Source organism: Variovorax robiniae, assembly GCF_037889955.1.
Classification (GTDB): Bacteria; Pseudomonadota; Gammaproteobacteria; order Burkholderiales; family Burkholderiaceae_C; genus Variovorax; species Variovorax robiniae.
In genome coordinates, this window is record NZ_JBBKZS010000012.1 from 168,178 (window position 1) to 187,440 (window position 19,263).

General features: G+C 68.1%; 17 protein-coding genes. 5 read left to right on the top strand and 12 right to left on the bottom strand.

Annotation, left to right across the window (positions count from 1 at the left end):
- The first annotated feature begins 2 nt into the window (after positions 1–2).
- The gene (locus WKW79_RS24575; RefSeq protein ID WP_340337840.1) at positions 3–1,655 is read left to right on the top strand and encodes an amidohydrolase; all 1,653 of its coding nucleotides are present in this window, start codon (positions 3–5) and stop codon (positions 1,653–1,655) included.
- Positions 1,652–2,665 carry a CobW family GTP-binding protein gene (locus WKW79_RS24580; protein ID WP_340337841.1) on the top strand — a complete coding sequence of 338 codons (1,014 nt, stop codon included), beginning with the start codon at positions 1,652–1,654 and terminating at the stop codon, positions 2,663–2,665. Before WKW79_RS24575 ends, WKW79_RS24580 begins: the two co-directional genes overlap by 4 nt.
- 57 nt (positions 2,666–2,722) lie before the next feature.
- Here the strand turns inward: WKW79_RS24580 and WKW79_RS24585 are convergent, their stop codons facing one another.
- Positions 2,723–3,526, bottom strand: coding sequence for a hypothetical protein (locus tag WKW79_RS24585; RefSeq protein WP_340337842.1), 804 nt, complete (start codon positions 3,524–3,526; stop codon positions 2,723–2,725).
- Positions 3,527–3,721: 195 nt separating this feature from the next.
- Between WKW79_RS24585 and atpE the strand changes: the two genes are divergently transcribed.
- Both atpE and WKW79_RS24595 read left to right on the top strand, forming a co-directional pair.
- Positions 3,722–3,964, top strand: coding sequence for a F0F1 ATP synthase subunit C (gene atpE / locus WKW79_RS24590; protein WP_340337843.1), 243 nt, complete (start codon positions 3,722–3,724; stop codon positions 3,962–3,964).
- Positions 3,965–4,019: 55 nt separating this feature from the next.
- Positions 4,020–4,865, top strand: a complete 846-nt coding sequence (locus tag WKW79_RS24595) for a GNAT family N-acetyltransferase (protein WP_340337844.1) — start codon at positions 4,020–4,022, stop codon at positions 4,863–4,865.
- On the opposite strand, the gene tesB is transcribed toward WKW79_RS24595, so the two are convergent.
- From tesB to WKW79_RS24620, 5 genes are all read right to left on the bottom strand, one after another.
- A complete protein-coding gene (tesB, locus tag WKW79_RS24600; RefSeq protein WP_340337845.1) occupies positions 4,866–5,768 on the bottom strand; it encodes an acyl-CoA thioesterase II in 903 nt (300 codons plus the stop codon). It abuts the gene before it with no gap.
- A 64-nt stretch (positions 5,769–5,832) separates the two neighbouring features.
- A complete protein-coding gene (locus WKW79_RS24605; RefSeq protein ID WP_340337846.1) occupies positions 5,833–7,179 on the bottom strand; it encodes an FAD-dependent oxidoreductase in 1,347 nt (448 codons plus the stop codon).
- A gap of 10 nt (positions 7,180–7,189) precedes the next feature.
- Complete coding sequence (locus WKW79_RS24610; RefSeq protein WP_422823959.1) at positions 7,190–8,161, bottom strand: Bug family tripartite tricarboxylate transporter substrate binding protein; 972 nt, start codon at positions 8,159–8,161, stop codon at positions 7,190–7,192.
- Between the two features lie 263 nt (positions 8,162–8,424).
- On the bottom strand, positions 8,425–9,231 hold the full coding sequence (locus WKW79_RS24615; protein ID WP_340337848.1) for a hypothetical protein: 807 nt from the start codon (positions 9,229–9,231) through the stop codon (positions 8,425–8,427).
- Positions 9,232–10,255: 1,024 nt separating this feature from the next.
- Positions 10,256–12,868: a hypothetical protein gene (locus tag WKW79_RS24620; RefSeq protein ID WP_340337849.1), complete on the bottom strand. Its 2,613-nt coding sequence runs from the start codon at positions 12,866–12,868 to the stop codon at positions 10,256–10,258.
- 510 nt (positions 12,869–13,378) lie between these two features.
- Between WKW79_RS24620 and WKW79_RS24625 the strand changes: the two genes are divergently transcribed.
- Entirely contained in the window at positions 13,379–13,831 is a 453-nt protein-coding gene (locus WKW79_RS24625; RefSeq protein WP_340337850.1) for an acyl-CoA thioesterase, read from the top strand.
- Positions 13,832–13,836: 5 nt separating this feature from the next.
- Here WKW79_RS24625 and fahA read toward each other — a convergent pair whose 3' ends face one another.
- The 6 genes from fahA to WKW79_RS24655 form a co-directional block, all read right to left on the bottom strand.
- Positions 13,837–15,111: a fumarylacetoacetase gene (gene fahA / locus WKW79_RS24630; RefSeq protein WP_340337851.1), complete on the bottom strand. Its 1,275-nt coding sequence runs from the start codon at positions 15,109–15,111 to the stop codon at positions 13,837–13,839.
- A gap of 143 nt (positions 15,112–15,254) precedes the next feature.
- Complete coding sequence (gene pyrF / locus WKW79_RS24635) at positions 15,255–16,079, bottom strand: orotidine-5'-phosphate decarboxylase (protein ID WP_340337852.1); 825 nt, start codon at positions 16,077–16,079, stop codon at positions 15,255–15,257.
- Positions 16,080–16,182: 103 nt separating this feature from the next.
- Entirely contained in the window at positions 16,183–16,959 is a 777-nt protein-coding gene (locus WKW79_RS24640) for a uracil-DNA glycosylase (RefSeq protein ID WP_340337853.1), read from the bottom strand.
- Positions 16,956–17,510: a ribosomal protein S18-alanine N-acetyltransferase gene (gene rimI / locus WKW79_RS24645; protein ID WP_340337854.1), complete on the bottom strand. Its 555-nt coding sequence runs from the start codon at positions 17,508–17,510 to the stop codon at positions 16,956–16,958. Before rimI ends, WKW79_RS24640 begins: the two co-directional genes overlap by 4 nt.
- Positions 17,510–18,193, bottom strand: coding sequence for a tRNA (adenosine(37)-N6)-threonylcarbamoyltransferase complex dimerization subunit type 1 TsaB (tsaB, locus tag WKW79_RS24650; RefSeq protein WP_340337855.1), 684 nt, complete (start codon positions 18,191–18,193; stop codon positions 17,510–17,512). Before tsaB ends, rimI begins: the two co-directional genes overlap by 1 nt.
- Positions 18,186–19,202: a DMT family transporter gene (locus WKW79_RS24655; RefSeq protein WP_340337856.1), complete on the bottom strand. Its 1,017-nt coding sequence runs from the start codon at positions 19,200–19,202 to the stop codon at positions 18,186–18,188. Before WKW79_RS24655 ends, tsaB begins: the two co-directional genes overlap by 8 nt.
- Between the last annotated feature and the right edge of the window lie 61 nt (positions 19,203–19,263).

Below are 19,263 nucleotides of genomic sequence, written 5' to 3' on the forward strand. Positions count from 1 at the left end.
CCATGACCGACATCACCGTCTTCCAGGCCCGCAAGATCCTCACGATGAACCCCAAGCAACCCGAGGCCACGCACGTCGCCGTGCGCGACGGCAAGGTGCTCGCGGTGGGCGACCTCGCACGCATGCAGGCCTGGGGCGCTTTCACGCTCGACACGCGCTTTGCCGACCAGGTGCTGATGCCCGGCCTCGTCGAAGGCCACTCGCACCTGATGGCCGGCGGGCTGTGGCAGTTTCCCTTCGTCGGCTTCCACGCGCGCACCGCGCCGGACGGCAAGGTCTGGACCGGCTGCACGGATTTCGAGTCCGTGATCGAACGCCTGCGCGCCATCGAGGCCACCATGACCGACCCGGCCAAGCCGCTGCTGGCCTGGGGCTTCGACCCGATCTTCTTCGGCAAGGAGCGCATGACCACGCGCCACCTCGACCAGGTCTCGTCCACGCGCCCCGTGGTGATCCTGCATGCGAGCCAGCACCTGATGAACGTCAACACGCCGGCGCTCGTGCAGTCCGGCATCACGCGCGACACCGAGATCGAAGGCATCGCCCGCTACGACGACGGCGAGCCCAGCGGCGAGTTGCAGGAGTTCGCCGCGATGTTCCCGGTCTCGCGACTCACCGGCAACATCTTCCGCGTCGCCGGTGCCGATCCGCAGAGCCTGCGCCTGTTCGGCCAGATGGCGCAGCATGTCGGCGTGACCACCGCCACCGACCTGGTCAACGACCTCTCCGACTACAACGCCGCCGGCCTCGCCGAAGTCACTGCGGAGCCCGACTTCCCCGTGCGCATCGTGCCGGCCTACCTCAGCATGATGGAGGCGCTGAGCGTCGACGCGGGCGCCGCGCGCATCCGCGAGCGGCAGGCCAATGGCGGCAACGACAAGCTGCACTACGGCCTGGTCAAGATCGTGGTGGACGGAAGCATTCAGGGCTTCACCGCGCGCGTGCGCTGGCCCGGCTACTTCAACGGCGCGCCGAACGGCATCTGGATCCAGCCGCCGGCCCAGCTCAAAGCCGCGATCGCCGGCTTCCACGCGGCCGGCTTCCAGCTGCACATCCACACCAACGGCGACGAGGCCACCGAACTCGCACTCGACGCCATCGAGGCCGCGCTCGAAGCCCACCCGCGCAGCGACCATCGCCACACCTTGCAGCACTGCCAGATGGCCGACGCCGCGCAGTTCGCACGCATGGCCCGGCTCGGCATGTGCGTGAACCTGTTCGCCAACCACATCTACTACTGGGGCGATGCGCACCGCGAACTCACGATGGGCCCCGACCGCGCGCTGCGCATGGACGCTTGCGCCACCGCGCTCGCACACGGCGTGCCGCTGGCCATCCACTCCGACGCGCCGATCACGCCGCTCGCGCCGCTGTTCACCGCCTGGTGCGCGGTGAACCGGCTGACCTCGACCGGCCAGAAGCTCGGCGAGACGGAATGCATCTCGGTGCCCGATGCGCTGCATGCGATCACCATGGGCGCGGCCTTCACGCTGTCGATGGACCACCTGATCGGCTCCATCGAAATCGGCAAGTACGCCGACTTCTGCGTGCTCGGCGAGGACCCGCTCGCGGTGGCGCCGGAGAAGCTCAAGGATGTGCCGGTGCTCGGTACCGTGATCGGTGGTCGCGTGGTGCCGCTGCCGCAGGCGGCATGAGCGACGCCTCCCACGCGGGACGCATCCCGCTGACGGTCTTCGGCGGCTTCCTCGGCAGCGGCAAGACCACGCTGCTCAACCGGATGCTGGAAGGCAACGACGGGCGGCGGCTCGCTGTGCTGGTCAACGACTTCGGCGCGATCAACATCGATGCATCTCTGGTCAGCGCTCGCGGCGCCGACATGATCAGCCTCGCCAACGGCTGCGTCTGCTGCCAGATCGGCGGCGACCTCACGGACGCGCTGATCCGCGTCATCGACAGCACGCCCAGGCCCGACGCGATCGTGATCGAAGCCAGTGGCGTCTCCGACCCCTGGCGCATCGCGCAAGTGAGCCTCGCCGACCCCGCGCTCGCGCTCGATGGCGTGATCGTGCTGGTCGATGTGACGAGCGTGCTCGCGCAAGCCACCGACCCCTTGCTCGCCGACACTGTGGAGCGCCAGCTTCACGCCGCCGACCTGCTGGTGCTCAACCAATGCGACCGCGCGGATGCCGAGACCCTGGCCGCCGTGCGCGCGTGGTTCGATAAGCATCTGCCCAATACGCCCCGCTTTGAAACACGATTCGGCGAAGTGCCGGCAGCGTTGCTTGGGGGCGCGCTGCCGAATGCGGCACGCGACACATCGCACGGGCCGCACTGCGAGGCCGGCTGTGCGCACACCGATCATGAGCACGTTCACGATCACGCCCCCGATCACGGCGCGCAGTTCGACACCTGGTCGTTCTCCGCGCCCGGCGTGTTCCGCGCCGATGCGCTGCGATCACTGTTGCGCGCCATGCCCCCCGGCGTGATGCGCCTCAAGGGCGTGGTCCGCACGGATGCCAACGCATGGGCCGTGCTTCAGTTTGCAGGCCGCCACGGCTCACTGCGCGCGTGGCCTGCCGCAATGCCTCAGCCCGACGACGCCACCGACAACACCCTTGTCGCGATCGGACTGCGTGGCCGCTTGCCCATCGCGGCATTGGAGCAAGCGCTCCGCGAGAGCCTCAAGGCAGCCCAGGCAGTCTGAGCCCGCGCCGCGAACCCGGATGGTTCGCCGCCATCGTTGCGCCCCACCCCATGCCCGCTAAGGCAGGTTGATCACCGCCGCCCCCTTGGCCCCGAACCAGATCACCCCGCTCCCCATCATCGCCTGCCCGTTCGCCACAAACATGTCATGCGGCAGCGCCACCTTCAGCGCCTCGATGCAGGGCTTGGTGAAGACCTGGTCCCATCCCGCGACCAGCTGCTCGGCGTTCGCGATCTGGCGCGTCTTGCCGCCCTGCTTGACCTTCAGCGGATAGTCGACGAAGCGCGCAGCCTCGGCCTTCTCGCTCGCCAGCACGGCCTTGTGGAAGTCCTGCACGCGCGCCTCGAAGGCGGCATCGGTCTCGCTGGTCACCTTCTCGTAGCGCCGCGCGCTGCTCTCGCGCTTGCCGGTGTTGCCCAGGGTCACGTCCAGCCGACGCTTGGCCTGCGTCCAGGTCCCGGTCGCGCCGATGCTGTTGCCGATCTCCGGCGGCGGACCACCACCGTTGCCCGCGCCGACGAGCTCCAGGTCGAACACACCGCCGCCCGGCTCCAGCAACAGCAGGCGCCCGGCTTGCTGGCTGCCGGTCAACGGAATGTCCGTGAGCGCCTTGCCGAGGAAGTAGTGCCCCGTCAATTGGCCCTCCGCGCCCTTGGCCGGCACCAGCGTCATGCCGATGGCATCGGTGCCCAGCGCGCCTTCGTAGAGGAATTCGATCGTCGGCGCGGCGGGTGGCGCGGTCGGCCCGCGGGTCCAGCCGCTGGCGCCGCAACCCAACGCAGCCGCGCCGAGCACGAAGCGCGCAGCGAACATCCGGCGTGTTGCGGGCAGGCGGGACGGCAGCGGCAGCGTTGAATTCATTGCAAGAAGTATCCAAGCGGTGGCGCGACCATACACCGACTCGACAGGCTCCGGCCAAGTCCCGCGTGGACGTATCTCCATTGGCGGAGGACCGGATCAAGGACTCCCGGCATGACCTGCGGCGTCATCGACGCCACGACCCGCAGCCGCGACAGTGAAGCCACGACCCACAACCAACACAAAGGAACCCCCGCCATGACCGGCTTCGACATCCTCCCCCTCGGCGTCTCGCTGCTCATCGGCATTGCCGCTTTCGGCTCCTGCATCGGCATCGGCATCGTCGGCTCGAAGTTCCTCGAAGGCACCGCGCGGCAGCCGGAGCTGGTCGACACCCTGCAGACCAAGTTCTTCCTGATCGCGGGCGTGACCGACGGCGCCTTCATCATCGCCACCGGCATCGGGCTCTGGTTCGCGACCTCGAATCCGTTCCGGGGTTGATGCAGCGCAAGCCGGACGTGAGACACAGCACCGTGTTTGTCGTCCAATCGGGCGCATGGACCTGCACATCCGCACCTTGCGCCCGAATGAAATGCGCCTGGCCATCGACTTCGCCGCGCTGGAGGGCTGGAACCCGGGCCTGCACGACGGCGTCTGCTTTCATGCGGCCGACCCGGAGGGCTTCCTGATCGGCGAGCACGAGGGCAAGCCCATCGGCTGCATCGCCGCGGTGCGCTACGAGGCGCACTTCGGCTTCATCGGCTTCTACGTGGTGGCGCCGCCGTGGCGCGGCAAGGGCTTCGGCCTGAAGCTGTGGCAGGCGGGCATGGCGCGGCTGGAAGGGCGCGTGATCGGCCTCGATGGCGTGCCGGCTCAGCAGGACAACTACCGCCGCAGCGGCTTCACGCTGGCCTGGAACAACGCGCGCTTTGCCGGCGTGGCGAGGCCGGCAGGGCAGGCCGTGGTGGGGCAGATCGTGCCGCTGTCCGGTGTCGACTTCAAGCGGGTCCGCGACGACGACCGCCGCGTCTTCCCGGCCGCGCGCGATGACTTCCTGCGCGCATGGATCAGCATGCCCGATGCCACCGGCCTGGCCTGGATGGAACGCAAGCGCCTGGCCGGCTGGGGCCTGATCCGCCGCTGCCGCGAAGGCCACAAGATCGGCCCGCTGGTGGCCGACAGCCGCGAGATTGCCAAGTCGCTCTACCTGGCGCTGTGCCGCAGCGTGCCGGTGGGCGACACGGTGTTCCTCGACGTGCCGCTGCGCAATGCGGAAGCTGCCACGCTGGCCACCTCGCTCGGGATGCAGCGGGTGTTCGAGACGGCACGCATGTATGCCGGGGCGACGCCGGCCTGCGAGATCGAGCGGGTCTTTGGCGTGACGTCCTTCGAGCTGGGGTGATCAGGCGGCGGCGTCGTCGTCGAGCACCCGGACCACGCCCTCCTGCGCCACCGACGCCACCAGGCGCCCGTCGCGCGAATAGATCTGGCCACGACACAGCCCACGCGAACCCACGCCATTGGGCGAATCGATCGCATACAGCAGCCAGTCGTCGATGCGGAAATCGCGGTGGAACCACATCGCGTGGTCCAGGCTCGCGGCCATCAGGTTCGGTTGCATGAAGCTCAGGCCGTGCGGCAGCAGCGCGGCACGCAGAAGGCCGTGGTCGGAGGCATAGGCCAGCAGGGCGCAGTGCAGCACCGGGTCGTCCGGCAGCTTGCTGAGCGAGCGCAGCCAGAGTTGGTAGTCGTCCGAACGCGGTTCGGGTTCGAGCGGGTCGGTCGGGTCGACGGTGCGGTATTCGATGGGCCGTTCGGCGTCGAACTTGGCGCGCGCGATGGTGGAAGGCAGCCGGTCACCGAGCGCGCGGCGCAGCGCGGCATCGCTCACCAGCGTGTCGGGCGAGGGCGCTGTCGGCATCGGGTGCTGATGCTCGAAGGCGCCAGGCTCGCGTACCTGGAACGAGGCCATCATCGTGAAGATCACGCGGCCCTTCTGCCAGGCCGACACGCGCCGCGTGGCAAAGCTGCGGCCGTCGCGCACGCGGTCGACCTCGTAGTCGATGGGCTCTCGCTTGTCGCCCGCCAGCAGGAAGTAGGCATGCAGCGAATGGATCGGCCGCTCCGCATCGACGGTGCGGCAGGCCGCCATCACCGACTGCCCCAGCACCTGGCCGCCGAACACGTTGCGCGTGCCGATGTCCTCGCTGGCGCCCCGGAAGCGGTCGGGTCCAAGTTGCTCGAGCCGCAGCAGCGTGACGAGGTCGTTGACGATGCGGTCGGCGTGGGCGGCGGTGGGACTCATGCGATTCATTTTGCCGGCATCGCGCGAGCGGACGCGGGCGAAGGGTCGCCTTGGCGGCAGCCCGCTATCCCCGCGACAGCAGCACACCGTCCGCCTGGAGCGCGCCCTGCAGCGCCGCCACATCGACACTTCGCATCGCCGCACCGCGCGCCATCGCCGCCGCGGTGCCCGCAGCCTGCCCCATCGCGAAGCAGCCGCCGCTCGCTCGTGCCGCCGATTGCCCTTCATGCGTCATCGACGCGCAACGGCCGGCCACCAGCAGGTTCTCGACCCCGCGCGGCACCAGCATCCGCCACGGCAGGTCGTTGCAGGCGTTGTCGGCATCGCGCGGAAAGCCCCAGTCGATGCGGCCGTCACGGTGCAGTTCCATCGGCCAGGCGTTGATGCCGATGGCATCGTCGAAGCGCGCCGACGACAGGATGTCCTCGCCGGTCAGCGCATAGGCGCCCTCGATGCGCCGCGTCTCGCGGATGCCAACTTGCGGCGCGATGTCGACGATCTGCGCCTGCATAAACCCCGGCACCTTGTCGCGCATGAAGCGGAAGTACTCGACGATCTGGCGCCGCCCCTCGGTCTCGCCGGCGCTGAGCTGCCGCGCGTCCACGCCGCTCATCGCACGGCCTTCGGCGTTGCGGATCTGCGTGACGTTGGCCCGCCATTCGCTCGGGTTCATCTGCGGACGCACGATCGCGCCCTCGCGCGGGAACTGGTAGCGGCCGGGCTCGTCGCGCAAGGCAGCAGCCATCAGGTCGTTGATGGCCTTGAACTCGCCGATGGCGGCGAGCGCGGGTTCCGCGTCGACATGGCCGATGCGGAACATGGTGGTCGGGAACAGGCTGTTGCCCTGCCCGTCGCCCACCTCGAAGGGCACGCCCGCAAAGGCGGCCACGTCGGCGTCGCCGGAGCAGTCGATGAAGGTCCTGGCGCGGATGGCCTGCCGGCCCGATTTGGTCTCGACCACCAATGCATCGATGCGCCCTCCCGCGTCCGTCATCAGCACGGCCGCGGCCCATGCGTGGAACAGCACTTCGACACCGGCCGCCAGCAGCAACTGGTCGGCCGCACATTTGTAGGCCGACACATCGTAGGAGCGCACGCGGATGCGGCCCTGCAAGCCATCCTGCGGCTTGTTGAGGCCGCCGAGCGCATCGATGCGCGCCAGCAACTCGTCGACGACGCCATGCACCACCTGCGCCATCTCGCCGCCGCGCCGGCCGTAGAGCCCGGCGAAGTTGGTCACGCCGCCGGCCGTGCCCATGCCGCCGAGGAAACCGTAGCGCTCGACCAGCAAGGTGCGCGCACCATGGCGTGCCGCGCTGGCGCTCGCGGCCAGGCCGGCCGGGCCGCCGCCGATGACGACCACGTCGTACTCGCCGAACACCGGCAACTGGCGTGCCGGCTCCGTCAGCATGCCGCCACCACTACTCAAGCTTGATGCCCTTGGCGTTGATGATGCTCGCCATGATCGCGGCCTCCTTCTTCACGCGGGCGCGCATGCCGTCGGGCGAGGTGCCCACGGCCTGCCAGCCCTGCTCGAAGAGCTTCTGACGCACTTCGGCGGACTTCATGATCGGCCCGAGTTCATGCCCGATGCGCTCCTGCGCCGCCTTCGACAGGCCGGCCGGCCCCAGCAGCGCGGCCCACACCTCCAGGTCGAAATCGCGCACACCTGCATTGGCCAGCGGCGCCACCTCGGGCACGAGCGGACTGCGGCCGCTGGTCAGCCCGATCGCCTTGAGCTTGCCGGCCCGCACCTGCGGCATCGCCACGCCGGGCGGCACCAGCGCCATCTGCACCTGCCCGCCCAGCATCGCCGTCACCACCTGCGGATTGCCCTGGAACGGCACATGCACCGGCGCCAGTCCGCGCACACGCGTCTTCAGCAATTCCATGCCGAGATGCCCCACCGAGCCGACGCCCACCGAGCCGTAGTTCCACTTGTCGCCTGCCGCCCGGGCCGCGTCGAAGAAGGCAGCACCCGAAGGCGCGTTGGGCAGCGCCACCAGCACCAGCGGCGCGGTGACCAGCAGCGACAGGGGCGTGAAATCGCGCTCCGGGTCGTAGGGCAGGCTCGGATAGAGGAGCTTCGAAGAAGTCAGGTTGCCGTTGATGACGATGCCCAGGGTGTGGTCGTCGGTGGCCTTGGCCACGAAGTCGGCCGCGATATTGCCGGAGGCGCCCGGCTTGTTGTCCACGACGACCGGCTGGCCCAGCGCGCGCGCCAGCGGCTCGGCCAGCACGCGCGCGGCGATGTCGGGCGTGGAGCCGCCCGGAAAGCCGACCATCAGGTGCACCGGCCGGGTCGGCCAGGTGTTGGGCTGGGCATGGCTGAAGAGAGGCGCGGCGGCTGCCGCGAGCAGGAGGTTTCGACGGGAAATTGACATGGCCGGCATGATCGCACGGCATTCCCGCAGTCGCCCAAGTCAGAGCGCTGGTCCAGCAGGCGTCTTAGCGCGGCGCAGGAAAGTGGGCCAAACAACGTAAGGCCATTTCGGGGGCGCCCGTGGAACCGGCTTTGCCGGGCCGCTGGATGCGCCCCCTTGAGGGGCGGAGGGCCGCGGCTCCAAGCCTGCCTGCGCAGGCTTGGACGGCCCGCAAGAGCAGCCGCCTCTGGCGGCCGCCCCGGCGCCGCAGGCGCATTCGGGGGTGGGTCATCCTAAGGGACGTTGGCGCCGCTCACGTGAAACGGCTTGCCCGGCAGGTCCATCTTGCCGCCGTACTCGATCTTGACCCCGTTGGTCGGCACCACCGGACAGCCGCTCGGCGCCTTCGGGCAGGGGCCGCCATCGATGAAGGACACCGGCCCGTAGCGGAAGTTGTGGACGGCCCGGCCGTCATGGTCGGCCACCGTCACGACGTAGCCCCAGTTCGCGAAGTTGTCGGCATCCTCGGCCGCGATCGGGTCCTGGATGCGCGGATCCTGCAACGTGCGCGCAATGCTGCTGCTGTTGGCGCCGAAGCGGACCCACGAGATCTTGCGGTCGCCGCGCGACGTGACGATCACCTGCATGTTGGGATCTGCGTACTCGGTGGGAATGTCCGGCTCGCCCTTCGACCAGGCCAGCGACGTCGGGTTGCGGCCGACGTTGATCGCGAACTGCGGCAACTCGGCAATCGACGACGGTGTGGTCGCTGTCGCGGTCCGACCCGGCGCGTAGTTGCCCAGGCTGTAGACGCGCAGCATTCCTTCCTGGGTCGCAATCCAGGCGCGCTGGTTGGGGCCCCACACGGTGGTCTTGACCGCTGTCGGCTTCTCCGGCAGCGAGATCATCTTCACCACCGTCGGCGCCTGCTGCGACTGGGCGGCAGCGAAGGTGTACGGCCACTGGCCATCGGCCGGGCCCAGGCTGGCCATGCGGGCGTTGAAGGTCCCGATGTCGCCGCCGAAGTAGACGTTGTTGACGTAGCTGAACAGCGGCTTCAGGTCGACGAAGGCGGCCTTCTTCTCGGTCTTGGAGATCACCACCGCCATCCCGCCCTTGGCGTACCGCCACGCATGCTCGCCGTTCAGGAAGGATGGAGATATTGGCGGGCATGGTGACCTCGCGCCAACTGTTGCCGCTGCCGAATCGCACCAGGGTGGGCGCAGCCAGCCTGAAGATCTCGCCTTCCCTGGCCAAGGCCGAGTAGGTCCTTCCCGCGACCGGCGCACTGTCCGGTACGTCGACGATCGTCTCGCAGGTCCTGGGCGCCGCCACGCCGGGATTTCCGAAGACGTCGACGTGGCACATGATGGCGAGGTTGGCAGGCAGGAGGGCCTGGCGCCAACTGCTGCCGCTGCCAAAGCGCACCCAGGTCGGCACGGGCAACTTGAAGATCTCGCCCTCGTTGGCCAGGTGTGTGTTGACGATCTTCTCGCGGGCGTTCGCCTTGGCGTCGGCGGAGCCGGAAGAAGCTTCCGTGCTTGAGAGGGTGTGGGTCTTGTCGACGGAGCCGGTTGCACCGGCAATGGGCGAGGCGCTGTTGCCTCCGCTGCCACCGCCGCACGCGGTCAAGATGGTCGCGAGCGCGAGTGCGCTGAATGCTAACTTCTTCATTACGTTCTTGTTGTCTTCTGGTCCCTGTAATTACTATTTTGTACATAGCAGACACTGAAGAGGCAACTGCTCTTTCAACTGTTTCTGTCTGCGGCATCGCGACAACGTTCAGCCTGAGATGTAAGAACCCAAGCGGAAGTTAAATGCCGATTTCCCCGGAATCCGTTGATTTAGCTCGCGCCATGGCTCGCGCGGCCCTGTAACAAGAACGCCGCAGAAAGCCGCGATGAGCCGAATTTCTGCTGGTTACGTCACTTATTCACAGTTGATTCCTGTCGCCTGCCAGCAACAGGCCTCTCATTGGAGAGCACGGCCTGTTGCACGCCTGCGACGATTGAATCCCTCCAGCGCCCGGAGGGTGCTGCCCTGCCAATCGGGAGGCGATGCCCGGCGCAGCAATGAAAAAGGCCCGCGCGAGCGGGCCTTCAGGTCTGGAGCGGTGCGCCGTTGTCAGGCCACGTTGGTCCCGCTCAACTGGAACGGCCGGCCTGGCAGGTCCATCTTGCCGCCGTACTCGATGCGGATCGTCCCGTAGGGCGTGTTGTTGGTCGGAACGACCGGGCAGCCGCTCGGGGCCCTTGGGCAGGAACCGCCGTCGATGAAGGACACCGGACCGTAGCGGAAGTTGTGGACGGCGCGGCCGGTGTAGTCGGCCACCGTCACCACGTAACCCCAGTTGGCGAAGTTGTCCGCGTCCTCGACCGCGATCGGGTCCAGCATGCGCGGATCCTGCAAGGTGCGCACGATGCTGCTGCCGCTGCCGAAGCGGACCCAGCTGATCTTGCGGTCGCCACGCGAGTTCACCAGCACCTGGAAGTTGGGATCGGCATAGGTCACGGGGACGTCCGGCTCGCCCTTCGAGATGGCCAGCGACGTCGGGTTGCGGCCGACATTGATCGCGAACTGCGTCAACTCGGTGATCCCCGAAGCGGATGTCGACGACGCGGTCTCGCCCGTCGCATAGCTGCCCAGGCTGTAGACGCGCAGCGTGCCGTCCAGGGTGGCGATCCAGGCGCGCTGGTTCGGGCCGAATACCGTCGTCTTGACGGCCGTCGGCTTGTCGGCCAGCGTGATCATCTTGGCCACCGTCGGCAGTTGCGTTGCCGTGTTGGTGATGTTCGGCCACTGCGTGGCGCCCTGGCCCAGGGTGGCCATGCGGGCATTGAAGGTGCCGATGTCTCCGCCGAAGTACACGCTGTTGAAGTAGGTGTACAGCTGCTTCAGGTCGAGGAAGGCGGCCTTCTTCTCAGACTTGGAGATCACCACCGCCATGCCGCCCTTGGCGTACTTGTTGCTGAGGTTGCCGTTGAGGAAGGCCTGGCGGTTGGACTGGTTGGTCAACGGGCTGGGGTAGCCCACGAAGGTGCCACCCGGCAGCATGGTGCCGAAGCCGTCCATCCCCGTGGTCACGGCGATCTCGGTCGGCGCATTCATCGCGGTGCCGTCGGCGGCGACGAGGTCCACGTAGCCCACGACTTTCATGAAGGCGATGTTGCCGACGTTGGGCAGGCCGGGGTACACGCCCATCCACTCATTCCACCAGTTGTACCAGGCGCTGTACTCGCCGTTGGCCTGGCTGTTGTACGGGTTGCAGCTGCTGCACAGGCCGGCCAGCGCGACCACCGCGACCTGGCCCTTCTGCGCGCTGGTGTCCCACACGGTGACGAGCGCGAATTCGCTGTTGTTGGTCATCGCGATGCCAGTGGGCACCTTGTTGGCCGGCAGCTTGGTCGTGGCCTTGTTGTGGGCCGTGTTGGTTCCGACCGTGCCGATCACACCGTTCTGGAACACCGCGACGCCGGAGCTGCAGAAGGAGGCGCGGCCACCGCAGCGCGCGACGGCGACCGGGGCGCCGCTGACGATGCCCTTGGACTTGTAGTCCACCACGTTGACGCTGTCGAGGCCGCTCCCATACAGGGTCCAGCTCAACTGCGGCAATTGCGCGAAGGTGCTGAACATGTGGGTCGTCGTCTGGAAGTCGGTGACGCCGACGCGGGCCGAACTGTCGGCAGCGAAGATCACGTTGGCCTGGTTGCTGGAATACGCGCCGGCACTGCCGGAACGCGTGCCGACTTGCCAGAGGTATGGCGCGTTGGCGGCGATCTGCGGGTAGTTGTTGAACACGATGTTGGGCCGCGGGCCATACAACTGGACGCCACCGCTGGCACCGTACGACGCCGCATCCGGGCCATAGCGGTAAGCCAGGCCGACCGGGTCGCTCATCAGGGACGCCATCGTGTTGTACGCGCTTGCAACGATCTTGCCGGAGGAGTCGACGACGTCGCCGGACAGGGCCGCGCCGTTGCTCGGCTGCGAAGGCGGCGTGGTCACGACTGGCGGGGTCGTCACCACAGGAGGCGTCGTCGTCGCCGGCGGCGTGGTCGGGGTCGTAGCCGACGCGTCGACCACTGTCTGGCAGGTCCGGGGGGCCGGCACGCCGGGATTACCGAAGACATCCTGGTGGCACATGATCGAGATGTTGGCCGGCATGACGGCCGTTTTCCAGCTGCTGCCGCTGCCGAAGCGCACCGTGGTCTGCGCGGTCAACTTGAAGATCTCGCCTTCATTGGCCAGCTGCGTGATCGTCTTCCCCGGGATCGTCGAGGAGCCAGCCGGTGCGGACCCGGACGGGGTCGTGGGGGTTGTCGGGGTCGTTGGGGTCGTAGGCGTCGTATCCGCCACCTCGGTCACGGTGTCGCAGACCCGGGGCGCGGGCACGCCGGGGTTACCGAAGACATCCTGGTGGCACATGATCGAGATGTTGGCCGGCATGGTGGCCGTCTTCCAACTGGTTCCGCTGCCGAAACGCACGTTGGTCTGCGTCGTCAGCTTGAAGATCTCGCCTTCGTTGGCCAGATGCGTGTACACCGTCTTCTGACGGGTGGTGGCTTTCGCATCGCTGGTGGTGTCGGGCGTGGTGGTGGCTTCGGCCACCGTGGTGGAGGACTTCTCGACGCCAGCGATGCTGCCGGCGAGGGAGGAGGTGCCGCTGCTGCTGCCGCCACCGCCGCATGCGGCCATGGTCGTCGCGAGGATCAGCGCGGGAAATGTTGTCTTCTTCATTACGTTCAAGTTGATTGGCGGATGTCGTAATTACTTATTGGTCCATGGATGACATCACCAAGGCAACTTGTCTTGCAAACGTTTTCTGTCTGCTGCGCTGCAGCAACAATTGTTAGTTACATATCAACATTCGTCCTGCAAAGGTCTCGTACCTCCCTCTGAAACTGCCGTTCCGGGTCCGGAACATTTCCGGGTTTCAGAAACAGAATTCGGGTTACAGCCGTCGAAATTGCACCAAGTTAGTGCGTTTTTGCTGTCGTTTGGGGTCGAAATCGCGTTGCGGACCTGCAACAACCGCCGTTGTAGGACGCGTCCTGTGGCGGCTCCGCGTCAGTTCCGACGTCCGCAAAGGCCAAAGAGGGCCGAATCTGGAGGGTTTTGGCCGCGTGGGCCGGACATGTCCCATCGTGCGGGCATGGTTTTCAGGCCATTCGCGCGTGGACGTGGCGCACCAACGCGTCCTCGGGATAATCGCTCGACCGCCGCCATTGGCCGAACGCAAAGGGTTCCATGTCCTCCATCACGCTTCGTTTCCTCGCCGAGCCCAGCACAGTCAACTTCGGCGGCAAGGTCCATGGCGGCACGGTCATGAAATGGATCGACGAAGCCGGGTATGCCTGCGCCACGAGCTGGGCCAAGCGCTATTGCGTGACCGCCTTCATCGGCGGCATCCGCTTCCATCATCCGATCATGATCGGCGACCTGGTCGAGGTGGAGGCGCGGCTGGCCTACACCGGCAAGACCAGCATGAACATCTCGGTCGAGGTGCGCAGCGGCGACATGAAGGGCGGCGTCATGACCAAGACCACCGAATGCCTGATCGTCTTCGTCTCGGTCGATTCGCACGGCCGGCCGCTGCCGGTGGTGGCCTTCGCGCCGGGCACGCCGGGCGAAATGGCGCTGGCCGAGCGGGCCAAGCTGCACCTGGATGCGGCGCGCGCGGCGGCGACGCCGGAGAAGTAGCGCGGTCAGCCCACGACCGTGCCGCTGACTTCACCCAACCCGATCCGAACCGCTCCCTTGCGCTCGCAGTAGCCGCGCAGCGTCAGCGTGTCACCGTCTTCAAGGAAGGTTCGGCGCTCGCCGTTGGGCAGCGTGATCGGGTTCTTGCCGCCGAGCGTGAGTTCGAGCAAGGACCCGGCCTGGTCCGGTTCGGAGCCGGAGAGAGTTCCGGAGCCGAGCAGGTCGCCCGGTTGCAGGTTGCAGCCGTTCACCGTGTGGTGCGCCACCAGTTGCGCCGGCGTCCAGTAGGCGGCCTGCGCCGCGTTGCTGCGCGTGAGCCGGGTGGCGGGCGTGCCGGCCGCGCGCATCTTCGCCGTCTGCAGCCAGACTTCGAGGGTGATGTCGAGCCCGCCGGTGTGGCGGTTGACGTCGCTGTCGAGGTACGGCAGCGGCAAGGGATCGCCGATCGGCCGCTCGAAGGCCCTGGCGCGGAAGGGCGCCAGGGCGTCCATCGTCACCAGCCAAGGCGACAGGGTCGTCGCGAAATTCTTCGAGAGAAAGGGCCCGAGCGGCTGGTATTCCCAGGCCTGCAGGTCGCGCGCCGACCAGTCGTTGAGCAAGGTGACGCCGTAGAGGTGCTGCTCGGCCTGCGCAATGCCGATCGGCTCGCCCAACGCGTTGCCCTGGCCGATGAAGAAACCCAGTTCCAGTTCGTAGTCCAGCCGCCTGGAGGGGCCGAAGCTCGGTGCATCCGCGTCGGGCGCCCTGGTCTGGCCACGGGGCCGCTGGAAGCGCTGGCCGCTCACGCCGATGGACGAGGCGCGGCCGTGGTAGCCGATGGGCACCCACTTGTAGTTGGGCATCAGCGGCTGGTCGGGGCGGAACAGCTTGCCGACGGTGGTGGCGTGATGGATGCCGGTGTAGAAATCGGTGTAGTCGCCGATGGTGCAGGGCAGCGCCATCTCGACGTCGGCCTGCGCATACAGGGCCAGCTCCCAATGCTTCTGGCGGGGGCTGCCCTCGCGCAGGTCCTCGGACAGCAGGGCGCGCAACGCGGCCCGTTCGGCGGGCGAAGCCGACATGATGAGGTTCATGTCGGAATGCTCCAGCACGTGGGCGGCTTCCAGGTCCAGCACCCGGTCGCCGATGGCCACGCCGATGCGGAAGGGCTCGTTGCTGCCGGCCGGACGGAAGCGGCCGAAAGGAAGGTTCTGGATCGGAAAGTCGCAGTCCACCACGTTGGCGGTTTCCACCCAACTGCGCAGGTTCGGGTCGTGCGTGGCGTTCAACTGGTCGTTCATTGTTTCCCCCTGGTGGATGCGTCGTGCTGCGTGCCGGTCGGGACGATGGTCATCTCGAGAATCTCCGCGAAAGCAGAACTTTGATAGTAGTGCGTCCCCGGCGAAAACTGCACCCCGGCGCCACAGGCGCATCCGGGGGCGGACTACCCGCGTGCCGCGTGCAGCATGTCCCGCGTCCGCCGCGCCTCGCGCCGCGCGGCTTCCTCGTAGTCGTCACCGGACGACGCGTAGCAGATGGCGCGCGACGAATTGACGACGATGGGGGCATCCTGGCGCCAGCCCGCACGCACCGTCGCCACCGCATCGCCGCCTTGCGCGCCGACGCCGGGAATCAGCAGCGGCACGGTGGGCGCCAGCGCGCGCACGCGCTCGATCTCGGCCGGGTAGGTCGCGCCCACCACGAGGCCGAGTTGCCCGTTCAGGTTCCACGGTCCCTGGGCCAGCCGCGCGATGTGCTCGTAGAGAAAGGGCTCGCCTTGTACGCCGGCCAGGCGCTGGCCTTGCAGGTCGGAGCCGCCGGGGTTGCTGGTGCGGCAGAGCAGGAAGGCGCCCTTGCCCGCATGCCGCAGATAGGGCTCGACCGAATCGAAGCCCATGAAGGGAGACAGCGTGACCGCGTCCGCGCCGTAGCGCTCGAAGGCCTCGATGGCGTACTGCTCGGCGGTGGAACCGATGTCGCCACGCTTGGCGTCGAGGATGGTGGGCACGTGGGGCGCGTTGCGGCGCATGTGCTCCATCAACTGCTCCAGCTGGTTCTCCGCGCGGTGCGCGGCGAAGTAGGCGATCTGCGGCTTGAAGGCGATGGCCAGGTCGGCGGTCGCGTCGACGATGCGGGCGCAGAAGTCGTAGATGCGGCTGGCATCGCCCTTGAGCTGCGCCGGAAAGCGGCTGGGTTCCGGATCGAGGCCGACGCACAGCATGGAGGCGTTCTGCTGCTCGGCCGCGCGCAGCTTGTAGAGGAAAGTCATGGGGCGGGATTTTAGGTTCCGGGGGATGGAGCCTGCCCTCCCCAATCCAGGGCAATCAACGCGAAGCCGGTTCACTGGCACGCTTGCGCGGACCGGCCCTCGTTCAGACGCCGAATCGCGCCGCAGCCAGGCAGAGATCGGCCCAGGCCTTGGCCTTGTCGCCCCGGTTGCGCAGCAGGTAGGCCGGGTGATAGGTGGCGACGACCTGCACGCCGGACGCACCCGGCAACCCGTCCGCCTGGCCGCGCAGCTTGCCGATCGGCTCATTGCGCCGCAGCAGGCATTGCGCCGCGAGCGGACCCATCGCGAGCACCATGCGCGGTGCGACGGCGGCGAGATGCCCGTCGAAGCTCTGCGCGAAGGGCTGAGAGGGGGAGGCCGAGGCGGTGGCGCCACGGTGCGTGCGCATCAGGTGCACGGGCACGGCGCCGGTGTCCAGTTGCAGCGCGCGCAGCATGTTGTCGAGCAAACGGCCGGCCTCGCCCGCGAAGGGCTCGCCATGTCGGCCATCAGGCTGGGGTGGCATGTCGACCACGATCAGCCAGCCGCCTTGTGCCGCAGGGCCGCCGTAGAGGCGCTGCGGCGGTTCGATCTGGGTGACTTCCTCGCCAGCTGATGCTCGACTGGCGGGCGCAGGGGCGGGCGCTACGGCGGTCGGTGCGGCCGGGGATGGGCGAGGGGCGACTTCGGCTGGCGCGGCACGGGGCGCTTCCGGGCGGCCGCCAGCCAATGCCGGCTGCGCAAGTCCGGGCGCCGGCGCGGCCACGCGCGCCCCCGGCTCCGCTGTGGACTCCGCCGCGGGCTCTGCTGGCCACCAGACCTTGACGCCCATCTCCTCCAGCATCGCGCGCTGGCGCGCGTCCAGTGCAAGCGCACTCATTTCAACTGCCCCCATGCGCTGGCCGATTCGTTGAGCAGCAGGCTCATGACGATCGCATCCTCGCGCTGGTTCTGCAGCGCTGGGTAGTAGCCCTTGCGCACACCGACCCGGCGAAAGCCGTTGCGCTCGTAGACCGCAATGGCCCGTGCATTGGAGGCCCGCACTTCGAGCCACAGCCATTGCGCGCCTTGCCCGCGCGCCCATCCGGCCAGGGTTTCGAGCAGCATCGGCGCCCAGCCCTGGCGCTGGTACGCGGGGGCCACGGTGAGGTTGAGCAGATGCACCTCGTCCACGCCCTTCATGGCGACGAAATAACCGATGAGTTCGACCGGCTCGATCCTGACGCGCTCCCGGGGCGAGGACGCCTCGGCGCCGGGCGCGGGGCCGACGAGCAACTGGCAGTGGTACCCCGCATGCATCGAGTCGATGAAGTTGGCCCGCGTCCAGGGATGGGTGTAGGCGGACTGTTCGACGGCGCAGACCTGGTCGAGCCGCTCGATGGCGAGCGGCTCCAGGCGTGCTTGCAACGGTGGCTGGGGTACGGCGCTCATCAGGTGGTGGTTCCGCTGCGGATGCGCATGCGTTCTTCGGTCGTCTGCGCCACTTTATCGCGGACATAGAGCGGCCACGCATCCGCCGGTGCAACGGTGCGGGCGGCGGCGATCATTGCGGGAGCGAGGCGCAGCAGGGCTGCAGCGGTCGGCAGTGCCTCGTGGCGCCCGGCGGCGGCAGGCAAGCGATCGCCGTAGGCCTGGAAGGCATTGCCCGCCAGCGCCCAGCCCTCGGGCACTTGCACTTCCTCCGGCGCCAGCAGGCGCGGCTCGCTGACTGACTCATCCGCATCGAAGTCGTAGTCCGCCGCATAGACCTGGTCCATCCGCGCGTCGAGCAGCGCCACCACGCGCCGCGCACCGAAGCGTTCTCGTGCTTCCTCGGCCACCGCCTGCAGCGTGTCGATGGGCAGCAGCCGCACGCCCGCGCCAAAGCCCAGCCCCTGCGCCACCGAGCACGCCGTGCGCAGCCCCGTGAAGGAGCCCGGCCCACGCCCGAAAGCGATGGCATCCAGCTGTCGCAGCGTGAGTCCGGCTTCGGCCAGCAACTGCTGGATCAACGGAATCAGCGTGGTGGACGCTTGCGCGCCGCCCGCGCCGGTGTGGACATGCAGCGCATCGCCGTTGCGCACGGCCACCGAGAGATGCTCGGTGCTGGTGTCGAAGGCAAGCAGCTTAGGCATCGGCCTTCCCCGTGGCACGCACCAGGGGCGCGGCAGCTGCCGGCGCGTTCGGCCGTGCGCGCTGCACGCCAAACAGGATGCCGCCGGTCACCAGCAGCAGCCCGGCCAGCAGGCTCCAATGCAACGGTTCGCCCAGCAAGATCACCGCGGCGAAAGCCGACAGCCCCGGCACCAGCGCCGTGATCATGGTGGAGCGCACCGGCCCGAAGTACTGGATCATCCGGGTGAAGGTGATGCCCGAGATCACCACCGAACCGAGCCCCTGGAACAGCATCTGGAACGCGATCTCGCCCATCGGCGCCGTGCCCAGATGACTCGTTGCCCAGCCCGCCGTCACCAGCAGGGCATACACCGGCACGAAGGTCAGCGTCGCGAACACCGTGATCGCGATGGTGGCGCGCACCGCGTCGAGCCCCTCGCGGCGCGCCAGGATGCTGTAGCAGGCCCAGCAGAAGGCGGCGCTCATGAACAGCAGGTCGCCCTTCCAGATCTCGCCGCCCTCGAAGGCATGCAACAGGCTGCTGCCGCCCACCAGCAGGTCGCCGACGACGATCAGCGCCAGCCCGGTGGCGCGCAGCGGCGTGATGCGATCGCGCAGCACCACGGCCGCCAGCAGCGTGGTCCAGAGCGGCAGGCTGCCCGGCAGCAACACCGAGGCATGCGCGGCCGGCGCATAGAAGAAGCCGGAGTACGCGAGCAACGCATAGCCCAGCCCGCCAAATGCGCCGCCGATCGCCGTCACCCGCAGGCTGAGCGGCGACAGGCCGAACATCGAGCTGACGACCGGCCCGCCACCCGCCTCGCGCCGCGCCTGGCGCACCAGCCAGGCGCCCCAGGGCATCAGCACCAGGCTGGCGCCGCACATGCGCGCGACGGCAATGTCGAAAGGGGTCAGCGAGCGCGCGGCCGAGGCCCGGGCGATCACGATGAAGGCGGTCCAGACGAGCACCGTGATCACGGCCGCGCCGATGCCGATGGTGCGCGGGGAGAGGCGGGGAGCGACGGGCATCGGGGGATTATCGAGGGACGCCCGCCAACCCCGGCGCGCCGGGGCCAATGCGCCGACCACA

Bases quoted from the DNA above. Each gene is read 5' to 3' on its own strand.
- pyrF (WP_340337852.1), bottom strand. From the start codon at position 16,079: ATGACTTTCCTCTACAAGCTGCGCGCGGCCGAGCAGCAGAACGCCTCC.
- WKW79_RS24585 (WP_340337842.1), bottom strand. From the start codon at position 3,526: ATGAATTCAACGCTGCCGCTGCCGTCCCGCCTGCCCGCAACACGCCGG.
- atpE (WP_340337843.1), top strand. From the start codon at position 3,722: ATGACCGGCTTCGACATCCTCCCCCTCGGCGTCTCGCTGCTCATCGGC.
- WKW79_RS24640 (WP_340337853.1), bottom strand. From the start codon at position 16,959: ATGAGTGCGCTTGCACTGGACGCGCGCCAGCGCGCGATGCTGGAGGAG.
- tesB (WP_340337845.1), bottom strand. From the start codon at position 5,768: ATGAGTCCCACCGCCGCCCACGCCGACCGCATCGTCAACGACCTCGTC.
- rimI (WP_340337854.1), bottom strand. From the start codon at position 17,510: ATGAGCGCCGTACCCCAGCCACCGTTGCAAGCACGCCTGGAGCCGCTC.
- WKW79_RS24610 (WP_422823959.1), bottom strand. From the start codon at position 8,161: ATGCCGGCCATGTCAATTTCCCGTCGAAACCTCCTGCTCGCGGCAGCC.
- WKW79_RS24655 (WP_340337856.1), bottom strand. From the start codon at position 19,202: ATGCCCGTCGCTCCCCGCCTCTCCCCGCGCACCATCGGCATCGGCGCG.
- WKW79_RS24595 (WP_340337844.1), top strand. From the start codon at position 4,020: ATGGACCTGCACATCCGCACCTTGCGCCCGAATGAAATGCGCCTGGCC.
- WKW79_RS24580 (WP_340337841.1), top strand. From the start codon at position 1,652: ATGAGCGACGCCTCCCACGCGGGACGCATCCCGCTGACGGTCTTCGGC.
- WKW79_RS24575 (WP_340337840.1), top strand. From the start codon at position 3: ATGACCGACATCACCGTCTTCCAGGCCCGCAAGATCCTCACGATGAAC.
- WKW79_RS24605 (WP_340337846.1), bottom strand. From the start codon at position 7,179: ATGCTGACGGAGCCGGCACGCCAGTTGCCGGTGTTCGGCGAGTACGAC.
- WKW79_RS24620 (WP_340337849.1), bottom strand. From the start codon at position 12,868: ATGAAGAAGACAACATTTCCCGCGCTGATCCTCGCGACGACCATGGCC.
- fahA (WP_340337851.1), bottom strand. From the start codon at position 15,111: ATGAACGACCAGTTGAACGCCACGCACGACCCGAACCTGCGCAGTTGG.
- tsaB (WP_340337855.1), bottom strand. From the start codon at position 18,193: ATGCCTAAGCTGCTTGCCTTCGACACCAGCACCGAGCATCTCTCGGTG.
- WKW79_RS24625 (WP_340337850.1), top strand. From the start codon at position 13,379: ATGTCCTCCATCACGCTTCGTTTCCTCGCCGAGCCCAGCACAGTCAAC.